We start from the raw sequence: 16,520 nt of genomic DNA, 5'->3' as shown, positions 1-16,520 counted from the left end.
TTTCGGGCGCGGGGCGTGATGAATCGCGCCCCTACCATTTCGCCTCGTGCTCTTCCACGTAGCCGCGCATCGTGACGGGCGCCTTCGCGCCGTCGATGACGAACGTCCCCCGGAACTCGCCGAATGGCTGGTGGAAGCGCGACATCATCACGCCGAGGTTCAGGTTTTCGGCGCGCTCGTTTTCGGGGATGAACTCGAGGTCGACCCTGGCGTCGGAGCTGGTGATGCGCCAGGGCTTGAGCACGTCGGCGGGGTCGTACTGGAAAAACATGGTATCGACCTTGACGGGTTTTCCGCCGACCCAGAAGACGTTTTCGGTGAAACCCCGCTCGTTGATGCCGGAGACGAAGTTGCAGCCGACCGTACGTCCGTCGGGCAGGTAACCCGAGCCACACGCCCAGTTCCAAAAGGTGTAGTGCGCCGCGCAGCCGGCGGTCCAGTCGATCACGCCCAGCGCACGTCGCTCGCCCAGGTCGAACTCGCGCCCATCGACGCGCAGCCGCCCTGAGACAGGCAGCGCCGCGGCCTTGTGGCAGTAGTTGAATCCCCGCAGGCCGTTTTGCGTCACCGCGCACAGCGGTGTGATGGCGCGCTCGTCGAACTCGGCGTCGAGCTCCACTCCCGGTACGCGCAGTACCGCCTTTCGCGGCCCGTCGACGAGGCGGTTGTCGAGCCGGATCTCGACGTTGCCACGCAGGTACTCGGTGACGCCCTCGACCGACGACGCCGAATACCGGCTGCATCGGCCGGCGGGATCGAGAAAGCTGAACTCTCGGACCTTTGCCTCGCCGCGCAGGGCGACGTAGGCGAAGGCGTTCGCCGCGTAACCGACATCCGCCACGGCGAGGCCGGCGGCGATGTCGTCCGTGATAACGCCGAGGTACTGCCAGCGCTTGACGGCGATTCGCGCGCTCGCGGGCGTGAGCGAGAACGGAAACGGCGCGACGCGGCGGTAATCGAAGTCGTTCAGATTGATGTGGCGGATGGCTTCGCCGAAAACGCCGAAGGACGGAACGCCGTCGTCGCCGATCAGGCGCTCGGGAGCAGGACCGAACATCGCGAACCCCATTGGATGAGTACGGAAGATGAGCATGGGCGCAGGGCCCGGCCCATCATCGCGATTGTTCGCGAGCTCGTCGAGCCTTGCGCCGCTCCTCGATCATGCGATTCTTGGCGCGGATGAGCATGCGGATGTTTTCGGCGACCCACACCTCGGCCTCGATATGCTTGGGGTATCGCCGCATCTCTTCGTGGAACGCGGGTGAGTGGATCTCGCGGCGTCCCGCGGCGTCGTGCCGGCCGCGCAACTTCCAGTGCACCATCTCGTGATAGACCGTGTCCTCGACGACGTAGCGCGGGATCTGATTCGTATCGAGCACGGGATGAATCAGGATGGTGTTGTCGTCGGCGTGAAAGGTGCCGAGCTGGACGCTGCGCGTGCCCTTTCGCGCCGCGACGCGTTTCCAGCCGATGCGGCTGTTGCACCGATCGTCGAAATACCGCGAGTTCAGATCGTCGAAAATCTTCCGGAGGTCGATGAACGCGCCCTTGACGGGCGGTTCGGTGTGGCGCGGTCGCCTCGCCTGCAACGTGCGAATCACCTCGGCGCGATCGAGGTAGCGCTTGCTGGGGCTGCCCGGCGAAAACATTTTGTGCGCATGCGTGTCGAGCATCCAGAACGCGATCTCGCGCCAGACGTCGGGGCCGGCCTTTTCGAAGACGTCCGAGATGCGTACGCGGCGCGTTCCCCCGCGTTCGTCGCGGAATGAAATGAGCTGGCGGCGGTTGCGCGTGTAAGTCATCGTCACGGGACGACCGAGGATGCGGCGAAAGAAGCGATCCAGATCGGGCGCATCGCTCGACGCGGGCTCGAGCATTTCGGCGACACGCGGAGTCGGAGTCTTGCGCGGCGCGGCGGCGCGCCCTCGTTTTCCCGGCGCGACATTCGTCGTCTCGCCCGGGAACGGAAGACGAAGCTGCCCTGTCGATTCACGTGACTTTCGGCTTGATTTTCGGGTCACCGTGCGCTCCGTTCTTGAAAGAAATCCGGCCGGAAAGGGGCGATGAGACGCTGACGGGGCGTATTTTGGGACAAGGAAATCGCGTGTCGCAACGGGTTGCGGATCACAATCGAAAAAAGATGTTGCCCTAACGGAACGTAAGGTTATTTGATGGTCGAGGCGGCGGCGTGGTCGAGCCACCAAAGGCACTCCCCGGAGGTCGGTCGAACGCGTGCCGCCGGCAGTTCAGGCGGCTCTTCGGCAAAAATTCTCGTGATTACGGGGGCTTTCGACTCGCCGGTCACGAAAAACCAAACCCGAGCCGCTTGGTTGATGAGAGGAAATGTAAATGTAACTCTCGGAGAGTTTCCTTTTCGCCCCTGAATGACGAGTCGTTGAGTTTCCAAAAGTGCCTCAGTTTCCGGAAACAACGACGCCGTGTGCCCGTCCTCGCCAATCCCGAGGAGGACGAGGTCGAAGACCGGAACGTCGCGATCGCCCCACGCCGCGCGAATCCGCGCTTCGTAATCCGCCGCCGCGCGGTCGGCATCGAAGTGCGGATTGACGACCGAAAACACGTTCTCCGCGGGGATCGGAACGTGGCTGAGCATCGCCTCGCGCGCCATGCGGAAGTTGCTGTCGGGATGATCGAGGGGCACGGCGCGCTCATCGCCGAAGAACACAAAGGTGCCCGCCCACGGCATGTCGGATACGAAGGGCGGCTGCGCGAGACGCTCGTAAACCGCGCGCGGCGTGGTTCCCCCCGCGAGCGCCCACCAGAATCGTCCGCGCGCGGAGACGCACGCACGCGCGACGTCGACGATTCTCCTCGCGGCGGCCTCGGAGAGAACGGTGGACGATTCGAACACGCGCGCCGATCGTCCGCCGATCACGAGTTCTACGGGCGACGCCATTTGCGTTGATCCGCCGCCATCATTTCGACGGCCTCGACCGGTCCCCACGAGCCGGGTTCGTACTGCGGGAGGTTGCGCACGCGGCTCGCGCGCCAACCCTCGACGATCTGGTCCACGAATTTCCAGGACGCCACCACCGCGTCGGTGCGCGGAAAGAGCGTGCCGTCTCCGACGACCACGTCGAGCAGCAACCGCTCGTACGCGTCGGGAGCCTTGTCGCCATACGCCTCGTAGTAATTGAAGTCCATCGCCTGGTTTCGGATGTCCATCAACATGCCGGGATGCTTGGTCGAAAACGTGAGGCTGATGCCCTCGTCGGGTTGGATGCGCAGGATGAGCGCGCTGGGCTCCAGCGGGTCGGTCAACACATCGCGAAACAGCATATGCGGCACGCCGCGGTACTGAATTGCGACCTCGGTGACGCGCTTGGGCAAATACTTTCCCGAACGCAGGTAGAACGGCACGCCCGCCCAGCGCCAGTTTTCGATGAACAGCTTGATGGCGATGTAGGTTTCGGTCATCGATTCGGCCGCGACGTTGTCTTCCTCGCGATAGGCCCACACCTTCGAGCCCTTCGCGAGGCCCGACCCGTACTGCGCGCGAACGACGTGCTCGTTGATCGCGGAGACGGGGATGGGCCGGATGCACTTGAGCACCTTGACGCGCTCGTCGCGGATGCTGTCGGCGTGGAACGAGGTGGGCGGCTCCATCGCGATCATCGACAGGATCTGGAGCATGTGGTTCTGCACCATGTCGCGGATCACGCCGGCTTCTTCGTAATACCGTCCGCGCGAACCGATGCCGATTTCCTCGGCGACGGTGATCTGCACGTGATCGATGTATCGCCGATTCCACGTCGGCTCAAAGATGCCGTTCGCAAAGCGAAACACCATGATGTTCTGAACGGTCTCTTTCCCGAGATAGTGGTCGATTCGGTAGACCTGATGTTCGTCGAAGACCGACAGGACGACCTGATTGAGTTCGAGCGCCGACGGCAGATCGCGGCCGAACGGTTTTTCGATCACCACGCGCGGCCAGAGATCGTCCCGCCGGTCGGCCAGACCGACGGCCTGAAGATTTTGAACGATGGGGCCGTATGCGCTCGGCGGCGTGGCCAGGTAGAAAATGCGGTGCGGCGACGCGCCGCCCCGTTCGAGTTCGTCGAGCAGCAACTTCAGTTCACGAAATGACCCGGCGTCCTGAAACTTCACAGATTGATAGAATACGTGGGAGAGGAACTCGACGAGTTCCGCGTCGGACCCGGGTTTGACGCGCGCGAACTCGCGCACGGCCTCGGCCACGCGACCGCGAAACTCCTCGTGCGTGAGATCCGACCCCGCCGCGCCGACGATGTGAACCGGCTGCGGGATCAGCCCCTGACGCACGATCTCGAAGATCGCGGGGACGAGCTTGCGCCGCGCCAGATCGCCCGTACCGCCGAGGATGACGAAAACGACGGGGCGCGCGCTGACGGTGCCTTGGCCCGTCGGCGAGGGGACGCTGTACACACGGCCGAGGTTCGCGCTCATGCGTCCGTCCTCATGCTTTCTTTCGGGTGGCGTGACCGCCGAATTCGTTGCGCAACGCGGCGATCACCTTCGCGCCGAAGGATTCGTCCTGCCGTGACCGGAACCGCGCGAGCAGCGAGAGCGTGATGACCGGCGCGGGAACGTCGAGATCCATCGCCTCCTGCACGGTCCATCGCCCTTCGCCCGAGTCGGCGACGTGATCGCCGATCGCCTCGAGATGCGGGTCACTCTCGAACGCGCGTTCGCACATCTCCAGCAGCCACGAACGCACCACGCTGCCGCGATTCCACAGCGCCGAAACCGCGCGAAGATCGAGATCGTATCGTGACGCCTCGAGAATCTCGAAGCCCTCGGCGTAGGCCTGCAGCATCCCGTATTCGATGCCGTTGTGCACCATCTTCACGTAGTGCCCCGCGCCCGCGGCGCCGCAATACAAACAGCCCTCGGGCGGCGCGAGCGTGCGCAGGAGCGGTTCGATGTGGTCGAAGGCGTCGCGATCGCCGCCGACCATGAGGCAGTAACCCTCGCGCAGCCCCCAGATGCCTCCGCTGGTGCCGACGTCCACGAAACGGATGCCGCGCGTTTTCGCCGCCTCGTAACGGGCGATCGTGTCGTGAAAGCGCGTGTTGCCGCCGTCGATCAGGATGTCGCCGGGTGCGAGGTGCGTCGAGACCTCGTCGATGACCGCCTGCGTGATCTCGCCCGCGGGGAGCATGAGCCACACCGCGCGCGGCGCGTCGAGTTTCGTAACCACGTCGGCGACCGATGACGCGGCGGTCGCGCCGGCCTCGGTCGCGGCGTGCGTCGCCTCCGCGCTGCGATCGAACGCGACGATGCGGTGCTCGTCCCGCCGAAGGCGACGCACCATGTTGAGGCCCATCTTGCCGAGACCGATAAATCCGACGTCCACGCGCACCTCGCGATTTCGATGACGGATCGATTCTAGACCAGTCCCGATCCGGTGCCCATGACGGACGGCACGCGGAAGGTCATTGCGGGGCCGTCAGGTAATCCCACTCCGATTCGGCGATGCGGAAATCGGCCACGGCATCCACCAAACCGCTTTTGGCGCTGATGTAGTTGGCCTGCGCGTCGAGCAGGTCGATATTCGACGCCGCGCCGAGTTCGAGCCGCGACTGCACAATCTTGTACGTCTCCTCGGCGAAGCTCAGATTCTTTCGCGCGGCTTCAACACGCTGAATCGCCGACGCCATGTTGAGCTGCGCCGCGTTCATGCGCTGGATGAATCCGCGCCGTGCGTCGTCCTGCCGTTTTTGGGCCGCCAGCAGGTTCCTATGCGCCTGCGCGATGCCGAACGCGCCGCCGAGGCTCTGGAAGAGCGGGAGTTCGAGCGCGACCGTCGCCGTCCAGCCGTCGTCGCCGTCGAGTTCGAGCGTGTCGTTGTCCTCCCACGCGTAGTTGTAGATGAAGTTCAGGTTCGGCAGGACGTTCGTCACCTCGTAGTTGCGTGCGGTCTTCGACAGGTCCAGCGACGCATCGACGTTTTTCATGCTGGGGTGCGCCGCGATGTCCTCGGATTTTGCCGGCGGCATCGCGCCGATCTCCTGACCCTTTGCCAGAGACGCGGCGTCGAGTTCCATCACGATTTCCGGATACTCCCAAGCGCGGTCGAGTTCCACGCCCATCACCCCATTCAGGTTCAGTCGCGCGAGACGCACCCCGTTTTTGGCCTGAATCAGCCCTCCCTCGGCGGAGGCCGCCTGACTCTCCCAACGCAGCACCTCGGCGCGGCTCACCTGTCCCACCTCGAAACGCGCCTTGGTGAGCTTGAGCGTTTCCTGGGCGAGGGCCACCGCTTCCTGCTGCGTGCGCTCGAGCGCGGCGGCCTTCTGCGCCTCGAAAAACGCCTTCTTCACGTCGTTGGCGGTCGACGCGTGCACGTCCTCCTCGGCGAAACGTTTCTGGCGTTTCTGCACGGTCGCCGACTGGATCCCGACAATCTCCTTACCGCCGTTGAAGATCGGCTGACGCACCTGAACCGAGGATTGATAAGTCGTCTCAAAGACGCTCGGCTCCATCTGCGACGTGTCGATGCCCATCGACTCGAAGAACTGACGCTGCCGTTCGTCGGACTGCTCCATTCGGTCGAAGGTGTCGGGGTCCATCCGTGTGACCGACGAATTGAAGTAGACTTTCGGCAGATAGCCGCTGATGCTCTTCGCCTGACCATAGCCCGCCCCCTGCGCCTCCAGACCCGCGGCGGCGAGCGAGCGGTTATTTTCAAGCGCGATCGAGACAGCGCTTTCCAGGGTGAGCATCTCGGCGGCGACCGGAGAGGAAAGGGCGAACAGTGCGGCAAGAACGACGATGCCGAAAAGTTTTTTCCGTGTCATGGCGACCTCGGGGAAAGACGTGTGGACCTGCGCCCGGCGCAGGCTAAAATGTCACAAGCTCCGGCGGGAGGCAACGTCGAGCGGGGTCCGCCCCGCGGGGAGAATATGCCCGATATCGCATTTCATGGGACGAACTCGCGATCCCCCAGCGCCGCGTGCCATTCGTCGCGACTCGCTGGTTTCGCGTCGTGCCTCGTCCTCGCGGTCGGGTGCGTGATTGGGCTCACCGGCTGCGTCACCATCGTGGAGTTCGACACCGAGCGGCACCTGCTGGCTTTTCGCGAAGCCGAACGCAGCGTCATCATGGTTCTGCTTCCCGACAGTGTCACCCATGAGCGTGTCGATACCAACGGGGTGGAAGACAACGTCGAGGGCGAATCCGTTCCCATCCGCTGGCCGCACGCGTTCGAATTGCAACTGGCGCGCAACGTGCTGGAGGGCTGGCGCGCACTCGAACCCAAGTTGCGCCTGCACGCATCCGCACCGGGCGGCGAGTATCTCGCGGAGCGAGATCTGGCCGACTGCCTGGCCGAGCAGGACCGGATCGAGAAGCCGTGGCACGAGATGGAGTCGCTGAGCGGGCTGCGTTACCTCGACGAACCGACGCGACCGGTCGTCGCGCGCAAGGGTTTACCCAGGCGTGTCGAACCCGATTCGCGGACGCTTTTCACCCCGACACCCCGGGGAAACGACACGGCGACGGTTTGCCACACCCTCGACCTTCTTCGGGTCCGCCGCAATTTCGATGTGGATTACGCGTTCATCGTCGAGGTCGCCGCGATCCGCGTGAGACGCGAGGACGGACGGCTTCGGACGCGGGTCGAACTGCACGAACGTCTCATCGCCCTGGCCGACGGAATGCTCGTGCGTGAGCAACGCCGGGAACTTCGCGACAACGATCCATCGGGACTTCTGGGAACATCGTTGCTCGACATTTCCGCCGTCGATTCGAGCGCGCTCGAACGCTTGTTCACGGCGCTCGAAACCGCCTCGCGACGGCTGCCGTGGTTGCTCGCGCGCAGCTACGGCGACATCGACCCGGCCGCCCTTGCGTCGCGCGAGGTTCAATGGGCGAGTGAATTCACCGCCGAGGTCGAGCGACTGCGTGAAGCGATCGTCTTGCCGAAATAGGCTTTGTTGCCGGATCCGAGGTTCGACTCATGAATGTTCTTTCCCGCAATGCGGACAGATGACGGTCTTCTTTGAGGCCATCTCTTCCATGAATCCAGAAGCAAGGATCCCGGCGGGAAGTGCAAAGAGGGCGATCCCCATAATGGCGACGAACGAGGCGATCAGCTTCCCGGCAGCCGTCACTGGCCGAACGTCTCCATACCCGATCGTCGTGAGCGTTGCGACCGCCCACCACATGGCGTCGGGAATGCTGGAAAAAGCAATGGGTTGAGCTTCGTGCTCCGTTGTGTAGATCAACGCAGCCGCCACAACGAGCAGCATGGTCAAAACGAATACTGCGACGAGCAATTCTTCCCGTTTGGCCCGGACAACGCGTCCCATTGTTCGGACCGCAAGCGAATAGCGGGCGACTTTGAGAATTCGGAAAAGCCGAAGCAGGCGAAACACGCGAACGACGCGCAGGTAGCCGTACGACGCCAGGAAAAACGGGACGATCGCGACCAGATCCACGATCATCATGGGGCGAAACATGAAACGCAATCGACCGGTGACAGGGGTCGCGAATCGGGGATCTGCCGTACAAGACCAAAGCCGGGCGAGATACTCGATCGTAAAAGCGAGAACGGAAACCCACTCAAAGATCCGAAAAAAGCGCGGGGAAACGCTGTAAACGGACTCGACGGTTTCAAGAATCACGGCGGTGATATTCAGGAGGATGAGCGACAGAATCGCCGCGTCGAAGATTCGCGCCGTGCTGTCGCGCTCACCGGACACTTCGACAATTTCCCACACGCGCGTTCGGTTGCCCATGCGAAACCTCCGCGATGAGTCGAGCCATCTTCGGTCAGCGTACAAAAAAACGGGAGAGCCGGAGGCCCTCCCGTTTCAAGTTCGATTCGCGGACGAGTTACTTCTTGAGCTTCTTGTCGCCGGCGCCTTCCTTCAGCTTCGGCTTGAGCTCTTTCTTGTCCTTGCCGCCCTTGTCGAGCTTCTTGTCCTTGACGTCATCCTTCAGCTCGATCGTCTTGGCGTCCTTGTCCTTCACGGTCACTTCGGCCTTGCCCGAAACGGATTCGACCGACGCGCGAACGGTGGTGTCACCCTTGGACTTGCCCTTGACGACGCCGCTGTCGTTGACCGACGCGACGGAACCGTCGCCGATCGACCACTTCACCTTTTCGCCGGTGATGACCTTGCCCTTGTCGTCTTTCACCGTCGCGTCGAAGTTCTTGGAATCGCCCACTTCGAGGATTGCCTTGCCGGGGTGCACGTCGACCTCGGCGATGATGCGAACGGTCACGTTGATCGTGGCGGTCACCTCGCCGGCCGCGGCGGTCACATCCGCCTTGCCCGACGACTTCGCCTTCACCACGCCGGTCGCACTGACTTCGGCCACCTCGGCGTCCGAACTGGACCACACGATCGGCTCGTGCTTCTCGATCGCCTGCCCCTTCGCGTCCTTCACGGTTGCCGTCAGGGTGTGCGTCGCCCCGGCCGACTTGAGCGTCACCGAACCGGGCTCGACATCGATGCTCGCGGGTTTCGCTCCGCAGCCCACCAGCAACGCGGCGGCCAAAATCGCCAAAACGACGTACTTCATGACTCTCATCGCTCTCCTCCTGTGCGGTTGGATTCGACTGGACGGTCCGTCAAACAACTATTCGCGGAAATCACACGCACGCTAACCGAATCGCGGAGAAAAAGCAAAACCCGACTGACGTGCGCCCACTCGGCCCCGGGGTCCGGCGATTCCCCCGTCCAAGCCCACGGGGAGGGTTCCGGCGGTCCGCCCTGGCCTTGAATCGTGGCGGCTTTTCGTGTTTGAGTGTGCCGCCTTCGCGCGGTATCGCGCGTATCATGTGATGGTTTTCGCCGGGCCGGCGAATCTTTGGGGAGAAGCCCGATGCCGTTTCGCACCTACCTGCGTGATGTCGAATTCGTCCTGTTCGAGCAGCTCGATCTCGCGAGTCTCACCGCCACGGACCGCTACGCCGACTTTTCCGCCGATCTGGCGAAGATGATCCTCGCCGAGGCCGACAAGTTCGCCGCCGGGGTTCTCGCGCCGATCAACAAGATCGGCGACGAGGTCGGCGCGCGCCATGCCGACGGCGCGGTGACGATGCCGCCGGGGTGCGTCGAGGCGTGGCGAAAGATCTCCGAAGGCGGTTGGTGCGGACTGGTCGGCGGAACGGCGTGGGGCGGGCAGGCGCTGCCGATCACGCTCAAGGTCGCCGTGGACGACCTGTTCTTCTCGGCCAATACGGCCCTGTGGCTCACCGGGGGGCTCTCGTCCGCGGCCGCCGGCGTCATCGAGCATCACGGTTCGGACGAGTCGCGCGCGCTGTTCCTCGAAAAGATTTACTCGGGCCAGTGGGGTGCCACGATGTGCCTGACCGAGCCCGGCGCGGGATCTGCGCTCGGTTCGATCCGCTCGACCGCGGTGAAGATCGAAGGCACGAAGGACCGGTACCACATCACCGGCGAAAAGATCTTCATCACGATGGGCGATCACGACCTGACGGAAAACATCATCCACCTCGTGCTCGCCAAGACCCCGGGGGCGCCGTCCGGGACGCGGGGCATCAGCCTGTTCGTCGTTCCCAAGTTCCGCGTGAACGGCGACGGCTCGATGGGCGCGCACAACGATGTCCATTGCACGCGCATCGAGCACAAGATGGGCATCAAGGCGAGCGCCACCAGCCAGCTCACGTTCGGCGACAACGGATCATGCGAGGGCATCCTCGTGGGCGAGGAGAACAAGGGACTCGTTTACATGTTCCGCATGATGAACGAGGAGCGCATCGCGGTCGGAACGCAGGGTTTGTCGCTCGCGTCGGCGGCGTACCTGTACGCGCTCGACTACACGAAGGAGCGCGTGCAAAGCCCCAACTGGGCGCGGCTCAAGGACAAGGACGCGCCGAACGTGCCGATCATCGAGCACCCCGATGTCCGCCGCAGCCTGATGTGGCAGCGCGCGCACGTCGAAGGTCTGCGCGCCCTGCTGCTCACGTCTTCGTACTTCACCGACATGTCGTATGCCGCGATGAGCGACGCCGAGCGCGTCCTGTACGGCGGTTTCGTCGAGCTGCTCACGCCGGTCTGCAAAGCCTACGGATCGGATCGCGGATTCGCGTGCACCGTCGAAGCGATCCAGTGCCTCGGCGGATACGGCTACACGTCGGAATACGACGCCGAACAGCACTGCCGCGACGCCAAGATCGCCTCGATCTACGAAGGCACCAACGCGATTCAGGCCAACGACTTCGTGACGCGCAAGGTGCCGCTCGCGGGCGGAAAGATCTTCGCGGGATACATGGAACGCATCCAGTCCGACATGAGCTCGCTGGCGACGCACGAAACCCTCGGCGAATTTGCCCGTCTCGTCGAAGATGCGCGCCGGGCGCTCGTCTCCACGGTGGAATCGCTCGGCCGGACGGAGGCGGAGCGGGGATACAGACCGTTGTTGCACGCGGGCGACGTGCTGTTCATGATGGGGCAGGTGTGCGTCGCGCATCTGCTCGTGAATCAGGCGAAGATCGCGCAGGACCGACTCGCGGCGATGACGCCCCAGGCGCGCGCCGACGAACACGGACGCTATCTGACAGGCAAGACCGCGGTCGCGGGATTTTTCGCGACGCAGGTTCTCGTCGAGACGCACGCCCGGGCACGGGCGATCGAGGCGGACCACCACGCCGCGATGGACGACATTTTCTAACCGGCGCGAGGCGCGCGCCCAAACGGGACGCGGGAGAGAGGAATTGACGACAACACCCGACCACACGATCGCGGTATTCATCGACTTCGAGAATATCGCGCTGGGCATCAAGGACATCAAAAAGCGTTTCGAGATCTCGCTCGTGCTCGACCGGCTCGTCGAAAAAGGCAAGATCATCGTCAAGAAGTCGTACGCCGACTGGGCACGTTACGCCGACTACAAACGGGAACTGCACGAGCGCGCGATCGAACTGGTCGAGATCCCGAAACGGGCCATGACCGGGAAGAACTCGGCGGATATCCGTATGGTCGTGGACGCGATGGATCTGAGCTATTCGAAGGAGCACATTGACACGTTCGTCATCCTGTCGGGCGATTCCGACTTCTCGCCGCTGATCTCGAAGCTGAAGGAGAACGGCAAGCACGTCATCGGGATGGGGCTCAAGGACTCGACGAGCGAGCTGCTCGTGCGCAACTGCGACGAGTTCATTTATTACGAGGACCTGGAGCGGACGAAACACGTCCCCACGATCGAACGGCAAGTCCCCAGCACGCGCCGCGAGGCTTATGAGCTTCTGCTCGAGGCGATCGAGGCGCTGCTGCGAGAGGACAAGGAAATCCTGTGGGCGAGTCTCGTCAAGCAGACGATGAAACGAAAACGCCCCCAGTTTTCCGAGAGTTACCACGGTTTCGGGTCGTTTTCGGAGCTTCTGGAAGACGCGGCGAAGGACCACCTCATCAACATCACGAAAGACGCCCGAAGCGGCACTTACGTGGTGACCGGCTACGGCGACGATAAAGCCCGGAAGGCGGCTGCGGCGAAGGGTTGACCGTCGGATTCGCGGGTCCATTCGCCCTTTTAACTGCGTAATGGAAATTACGTTTCCACGTTTCGCCCCCCGGAGACGCGGAACGCCCCGAAAACATGAAAATTTTTCTTGAATAATTCGCTGGCCTACCGTATATTTCCGCGGCCAATCCGGGGGATTTCCGAGGACTCGCAAGAGTCCTCGGGGGATTGGCTGACGGCGGATCGAATCAACGAGAGCGAGGCCGTCCGCGGCCGCCCTTGGAACCTCGGGGGCGATCTCGCGGTCTTTAACAGCCGGCGCAGCGCATTTGGTCGCCGGACGGGGGTCGTGTCTTTCGGCATCGAACGGCGCGATCGGGAATGCCATTTGCCTGATTTGAGGATTGAGAGGACGCACCGTGGGACGGAAATCCGCTGCATATAACGAGGCCATGCGCCGGATCTATGATCTGCAGCTCTTCGGCGTCAAGCTAGGCCTTTCGAATATCCGTCGCCTGCTTTCCCGCCTGGGGAACCCGCAGGAGAATTTCGAGACGGTTCTCGTGGCCGGCACCAATGGCAAGGGCATTGTCACGGCCAGCCTCTCCGCGATCCTGCAGGAGAGCGAGCACCGGGTCGGCACGTTCACCTCGCCGCACCTGATTCGTTTCACCGAACGCATCCGCGTGAACGGCGCGGAGATTCCGCAAAAGGACCTGCTCCGGCATTCGGACCGCATCTGGCGCGAACTCGAGACGATCCAATCCGGCGGCGACAGCGCGCAGGGCATGCCGGTGACGTTCTTCGAGTTTGCGACCGCTCTTGCGTGCCTGCACTTCGCCGAGAACAACTGCGAGGTCGTGGTGATGGAAGTCGGCATGGGCGGCCGCCTCGACGCCACGAACGTGATCGAACCCGTACTGTCGGTCGTCACGCAGATCGACCACGATCACGACCAGCATCTGGGCAAATCGCTCGAAGAGATCGCCCGCGAAAAAGCCGGAATCTTCCGCGAAGGCGTGCCCGGCATCGCGCTCGATGGCCCGGGCGAGGTGCTCGAGTCGCTGCGTCGCGTGGCCGGCCGCGTCGGGGCTCCGCTGACGATCATCGAGGACATTGCGAAGATCCATCCCGACGGACGGACCTTTGACCTGTCGTGGTACGGCACGGGGCTTTGGGGACTGCGTTCGCCGCTGCCGGGCCGCCACCAGATCCGCAACGCGGCGCTCGCCGCCGTGTCGAGTCTTGAACTTCGCGACTGCGGTTTCCGGATTTCGGCCGACGCCATCCGTCGCGGTCTGGGCAAGGTCAAGTGGCCCGGCCGATTCGAGACGATCGCCCGCAACCCGCGCGTGATCCTCGACGGCGCGCACAACCCGTCCGCCGGCGCGGCGCTGGTCGATACGCTCAAGCGCCTGCGCGTCGCCACCCCGATCATTCCGGTGGTCGCGATCATGTCGGACAAGGACATCAACGGATTTCTCGACGTGGTCGCCCCGTGTTCCGACACGATCGTGGTGACGAACGTGCCCAACGACCGTTCGATGGACGCCACCGAACTTGCGGGGCTCGCCAAGGACAAATTCACGAGGATTCACGCGGTGCCCGATCCCCTGGAAGCCCTCGGACTGGCTCGCCGGCTGGCCGGAAAGACCGGAACAGTCGTCGTCACCGGGTCGCTCTACCTCGTGGGCGCCATACGAGAGGCGGTCCTCGGACCCGACGCATGAGCCGCCGCCCGACGGGCGCGGCGCACGCCGCGACCGTACCGGTTCTCGTCGCGATCCTTCTGACGGTCGGGGCGACCCGGGGCCGGGCCCAAACTCCCTATCTCGACCGATTTCTCGGAAGCGAAGAGCCCGTCGTTCTGACGGCCGACAAGGTCACCTACGACGCCGATCGCGACGCGTACCGCGCCGAAGGACGCGTCGAGTTGCGGCAGGGCGAGATGTTTCTGCGCGCCGAGCGGCTGCTGGTGGACATGAAGGAAATGTCGCTGTCGGCCGACGGCGACGTGTCGCTCGGCAACCGCGAGGGTGAGATCCGCTCGCCGACGATTCACATCAACTTCAACACGCAGCGCGGCGTGATCGTTCAGGGCGATCTCGTGGCCCGCGTGGGGGAGGTGAACTACTACCTGCGCGGCGAGAAGATCGAGAAGGTCGGCCCCAACCACTTTCTCATCACGAACGGGTGGTATTCGACCTGCGACTGCGGCAATGACGAGGCCGACTGGTTCATCGAGGCCGACCAGATCGACGTGACGCTCGACGGCTACGCGCTGGTGCGGCGCGGGCGCGTCTATACCGCGGGGCTTCCGGTGGCCTACGTGCCATTCGGTGTCGTGCCGGCGAAGATCACGCGGCAGACGGGATTTTTGTCGCCGCGCTTCGGATGGTCGAGCGACGACGGCTACCACTTCGGCGTGCCGTTTTTCTGGGCGATCAGCGACAACATGGATGCGACGTTCTACACGGACGTTTACGAAAAACGCGGCGTCAAGGAGGGCTTCGAGTACCGTTACGCGCTCTCGCGCTCAACCCAGGGGCAGTTCGATCTCGATTTCATCGACGACCAGAAGTACGGCGACGACCGATGGGCGATCGCGTACGAGCACAACCAGAACGTGGCCCGGCGGCTCTACCTGCGCAACAACACGAACCTCGTCTCGGACAAGGACTACGTGATCGACTTCCCGACCGACATCACCGCGCGCTACGACCGCTTCCTGCGCAGCAACACGATCTTCAACAACCTGTGGCAGAACTACAGCGCGAACCTGAATTTCGAGTACTTCGACAGCCTCGACAACGAGGACAACAGCTACACGTGGCAGAAACTGCCCGAGGTCGGATTCGACGCTCTCTCGCGGCGTATCGGTCCGCTGCCGGTCGGATTTCGCGCGGGCACGCTGCTCACGAACTTCTATCGTCCGAAGGTGCTGCCCGCGGAGCGCGAGATCGAGACCGAGGCGGATCTGACGCGCTCGTTTTGGTACGGCACCGCCGCGAAACGCCTGGACGTTCTTCCCGAGGTCTTCGTGCCGATCAGCTTCGACCGGTACGCGTTTCTCACGCCGTCCGTCGAGTGGCGCGAGACGTTTTACGAACTGCCCGACCGACCGCGCGAGGAGCGCTACGAGGCGCGGCACCTCTACACCGCGCGCGCGCACCTGTTCACCCGGACGGAGCGCGTCTGGCCGATCGTCCGGCCGATCCTCAAGGGATTCAAGCATACGCTCGAGCCGGGCGTTGAGTACGCTTACACGCCGCCCGCGGAACAGGACGAGCTGCCGATCATCGATGGAGAGGACCGCATCTCCCGCGAAAACTCCGTCACGTACTACCTCGCCAACCGCGCGTGGCTGCGCGTTCTGCCGTGGCGCGGCAAGAACCGTATGACGGTCAAACTCGCGGACCTGCGCATCTCGCAGAGTTTCGACATTTACGAATCGCAGCGCGAGACGATGCCGGAGAACGAGGACCGCGAGCCCTTCGGGCCGATCCGCGGCGATCTGGAATCGACGGCCACCTTCGGCATGTGGCTGAACAAAGTCGTGGTGCGTTCGCGCCTCGACTACGACACGTATTCGGATCGTGTTTCGAATTTCAATGTGCTGGGCGCGCTGGGTTCGGTCAACGACGACACGATCGGCGTCGAGTACCGCTATCAGCTCGAGGACGACGAGGAATTCAACCTGCAGTTCGTGAACATCGACTACCTTTCGGCGATCGGCCGATACACGCTGCTCGACTTCCTGACGTTTTCGTATCTGGGCCGCTACAGTTTTCTCGACGACACGTTCATCGAGCGCATCTATGGCATTCAGTTCAACAGCCTGCAAAACTGTTGGAGCCTCGGCTTGCAGCTCGAAAAACGCGAGATCCCCGAACCGGAAGACGTGTACCGCATCACGCTCGACATGACCGGTCTCGTTCAGGCGGGCACGGCGTTCTGACGAGGCGCCGGTTTCAGTCCCACATGTCGGGAAAAAGCCACCAGAACGCCGGCCGCCCCGCGTAACCCGACAGCTCCACGAACCCCGCGCCGCCCACGTCCTCCCCATCCCGCGTGCCCTTGATCTCGAC

The 16,520-nt window shown here is 63.3% G+C and carries 13 protein-coding genes; 5 read left to right on the top strand and 8 right to left on the bottom strand.

Features of this window, described 5'->3' with window-relative positions:
- Positions 1-31: 31 nt before the first annotated feature.
- The 6 genes from IT350_19005 to IT350_18980 all read right to left on the bottom strand — a co-directional run bounded on the left by IT350_19005 (position 32) and on the right by IT350_18980 (position 6,797).
- Positions 32-1,057 (bottom strand): DUF2804 domain-containing protein, encoded by a 1,026-nt coding sequence (locus tag IT350_19005; protein ID MCC6160148.1) that lies wholly within the window; start codon positions 1,055-1,057, stop codon positions 32-34.
- 55 nt (positions 1,058-1,112) lie between these two features.
- The gene (locus IT350_19000; GenBank protein MCC6160147.1) at positions 1,113-2,021 is read right to left on the bottom strand and encodes a hypothetical protein; all 909 of its coding nucleotides are present in this window, start codon (positions 2,019-2,021) and stop codon (positions 1,113-1,115) included.
- 143 nt (positions 2,022-2,164) lie between these two features.
- Complete coding sequence (pgl, locus tag IT350_18995) at positions 2,165-2,914, bottom strand: 6-phosphogluconolactonase (protein MCC6160146.1); 750 nt, start codon at positions 2,912-2,914, stop codon at positions 2,165-2,167.
- Positions 2,899-4,443 (bottom strand): glucose-6-phosphate dehydrogenase, encoded by a 1,545-nt coding sequence (gene zwf / locus IT350_18990; protein ID MCC6160145.1) that lies wholly within the window; start codon positions 4,441-4,443, stop codon positions 2,899-2,901. The genes pgl and zwf overlap by 16 nt, the downstream gene beginning before the upstream one ends.
- 10 nt (positions 4,444-4,453) lie before the next feature.
- Positions 4,454-5,353 (bottom strand): decarboxylating 6-phosphogluconate dehydrogenase, encoded by a 900-nt coding sequence (gene gnd, locus IT350_18985; protein MCC6160144.1) that lies wholly within the window; start codon positions 5,351-5,353, stop codon positions 4,454-4,456.
- A 79-nt stretch (positions 5,354-5,432) separates the two neighbouring features.
- Positions 5,433-6,797 carry a TolC family protein gene (locus IT350_18980; protein ID MCC6160143.1) on the bottom strand — a complete coding sequence of 455 codons (1,365 nt, stop codon included), beginning with the start codon at positions 6,795-6,797 and terminating at the stop codon, positions 5,433-5,435.
- Positions 6,798-6,902: 105 nt separating this feature from the next.
- On the opposite strand from IT350_18980, the gene IT350_18975 reads away from it, so the two are divergent.
- Positions 6,903-7,928 (top strand): hypothetical protein, encoded by a 1,026-nt coding sequence (locus IT350_18975; protein ID MCC6160142.1) that lies wholly within the window; start codon positions 6,903-6,905, stop codon positions 7,926-7,928.
- Positions 7,929-7,955: 27 nt separating this feature from the next.
- On the opposite strand, the gene IT350_18970 is transcribed toward IT350_18975, so the two are convergent.
- On the bottom strand, positions 7,956-8,738 hold the full coding sequence (locus tag IT350_18970; protein ID MCC6160141.1) for an ion transporter: 783 nt from the start codon (positions 8,736-8,738) through the stop codon (positions 7,956-7,958).
- Between the two features lie 97 nt (positions 8,739-8,835).
- Positions 8,836-9,537, bottom strand: coding sequence for an Ig-like domain-containing protein (locus tag IT350_18965; protein MCC6160140.1), 702 nt, complete (start codon positions 9,535-9,537; stop codon positions 8,836-8,838).
- 294 nt (positions 9,538-9,831) lie between these two features.
- Between IT350_18965 and IT350_18960 the strand changes: the two genes are divergently transcribed.
- The 4 genes from IT350_18960 (at position 9,832) to IT350_18945 (ending at position 16,390) form a co-directional block, all read left to right on the top strand.
- Positions 9,832-11,643 carry an acyl-CoA dehydrogenase gene (locus tag IT350_18960; protein MCC6160139.1) on the top strand — a complete coding sequence of 604 codons (1,812 nt, stop codon included), beginning with the start codon at positions 9,832-9,834 and terminating at the stop codon, positions 11,641-11,643.
- Between the two features lie 43 nt (positions 11,644-11,686).
- A complete protein-coding gene (locus IT350_18955; GenBank protein MCC6160138.1) occupies positions 11,687-12,472 on the top strand; it encodes an NYN domain-containing protein in 786 nt (261 codons plus the stop codon).
- A gap of 412 nt (positions 12,473-12,884) precedes the next feature.
- On the top strand, positions 12,885-14,162 hold the full coding sequence (locus IT350_18950) for a bifunctional folylpolyglutamate synthase/dihydrofolate synthase (GenBank protein ID MCC6160137.1): 1,278 nt from the start codon (positions 12,885-12,887) through the stop codon (positions 14,160-14,162).
- Entirely contained in the window at positions 14,159-16,390 is a 2,232-nt protein-coding gene (locus IT350_18945) for an LPS-assembly protein LptD (protein ID MCC6160136.1), read from the top strand. Before IT350_18950 ends, IT350_18945 begins: the two co-directional genes overlap by 4 nt.
- The last annotated feature ends 130 nt before the right edge of the window (positions 16,391-16,520 follow it).

This window comes from Deltaproteobacteria bacterium (assembly GCA_020845895.1).
Lineage (GTDB): Bacteria > Lernaellota > Lernaellaia > JACKCT01 > JACKCT01 > JADLEX01.
The sequence above is the reverse complement of the archived record's forward strand: the minus strand, read 5'-3'. Positions and strand labels throughout refer to the sequence as shown.

Excerpts from the sequence above, each read along its gene's own strand:
- IT350_18950 (MCC6160137.1), top strand. The coding sequence starts at position 12,885 with ATGCGCCGGATCTATGATCTGCAGCTCTTCGGCGTCAAGCTAGGCCTT.
- IT350_18960 (MCC6160139.1), top strand. The coding sequence starts at position 9,832 with ATGCCGTTTCGCACCTACCTGCGTGATGTCGAATTCGTCCTGTTCGAG.
- pgl (MCC6160146.1), bottom strand. The coding sequence starts at position 2,914 with ATGGCGTCGCCCGTAGAACTCGTGATCGGCGGACGATCGGCGCGCGTG.
- IT350_18975 (MCC6160142.1), top strand. The coding sequence starts at position 6,903 with ATGCCCGATATCGCATTTCATGGGACGAACTCGCGATCCCCCAGCGCC.
- IT350_18980 (MCC6160143.1), bottom strand. The coding sequence starts at position 6,797 with ATGACACGGAAAAAACTTTTCGGCATCGTCGTTCTTGCCGCACTGTTC.
- IT350_18970 (MCC6160141.1), bottom strand. The coding sequence starts at position 8,738 with ATGGGCAACCGAACGCGCGTGTGGGAAATTGTCGAAGTGTCCGGTGAG.
- IT350_18965 (MCC6160140.1), bottom strand. The coding sequence starts at position 9,537 with ATGAGAGTCATGAAGTACGTCGTTTTGGCGATTTTGGCCGCCGCGTTG.
- IT350_19005 (MCC6160148.1), bottom strand. The coding sequence starts at position 1,057 with ATGTTCGGTCCTGCTCCCGAGCGCCTGATCGGCGACGACGGCGTTCCG.
- zwf (MCC6160145.1), bottom strand. The coding sequence starts at position 4,443 with ATGAGCGCGAACCTCGGCCGTGTGTACAGCGTCCCCTCGCCGACGGGC.
- IT350_18945 (MCC6160136.1), top strand. The coding sequence starts at position 14,159 with ATGAGCCGCCGCCCGACGGGCGCGGCGCACGCCGCGACCGTACCGGTT.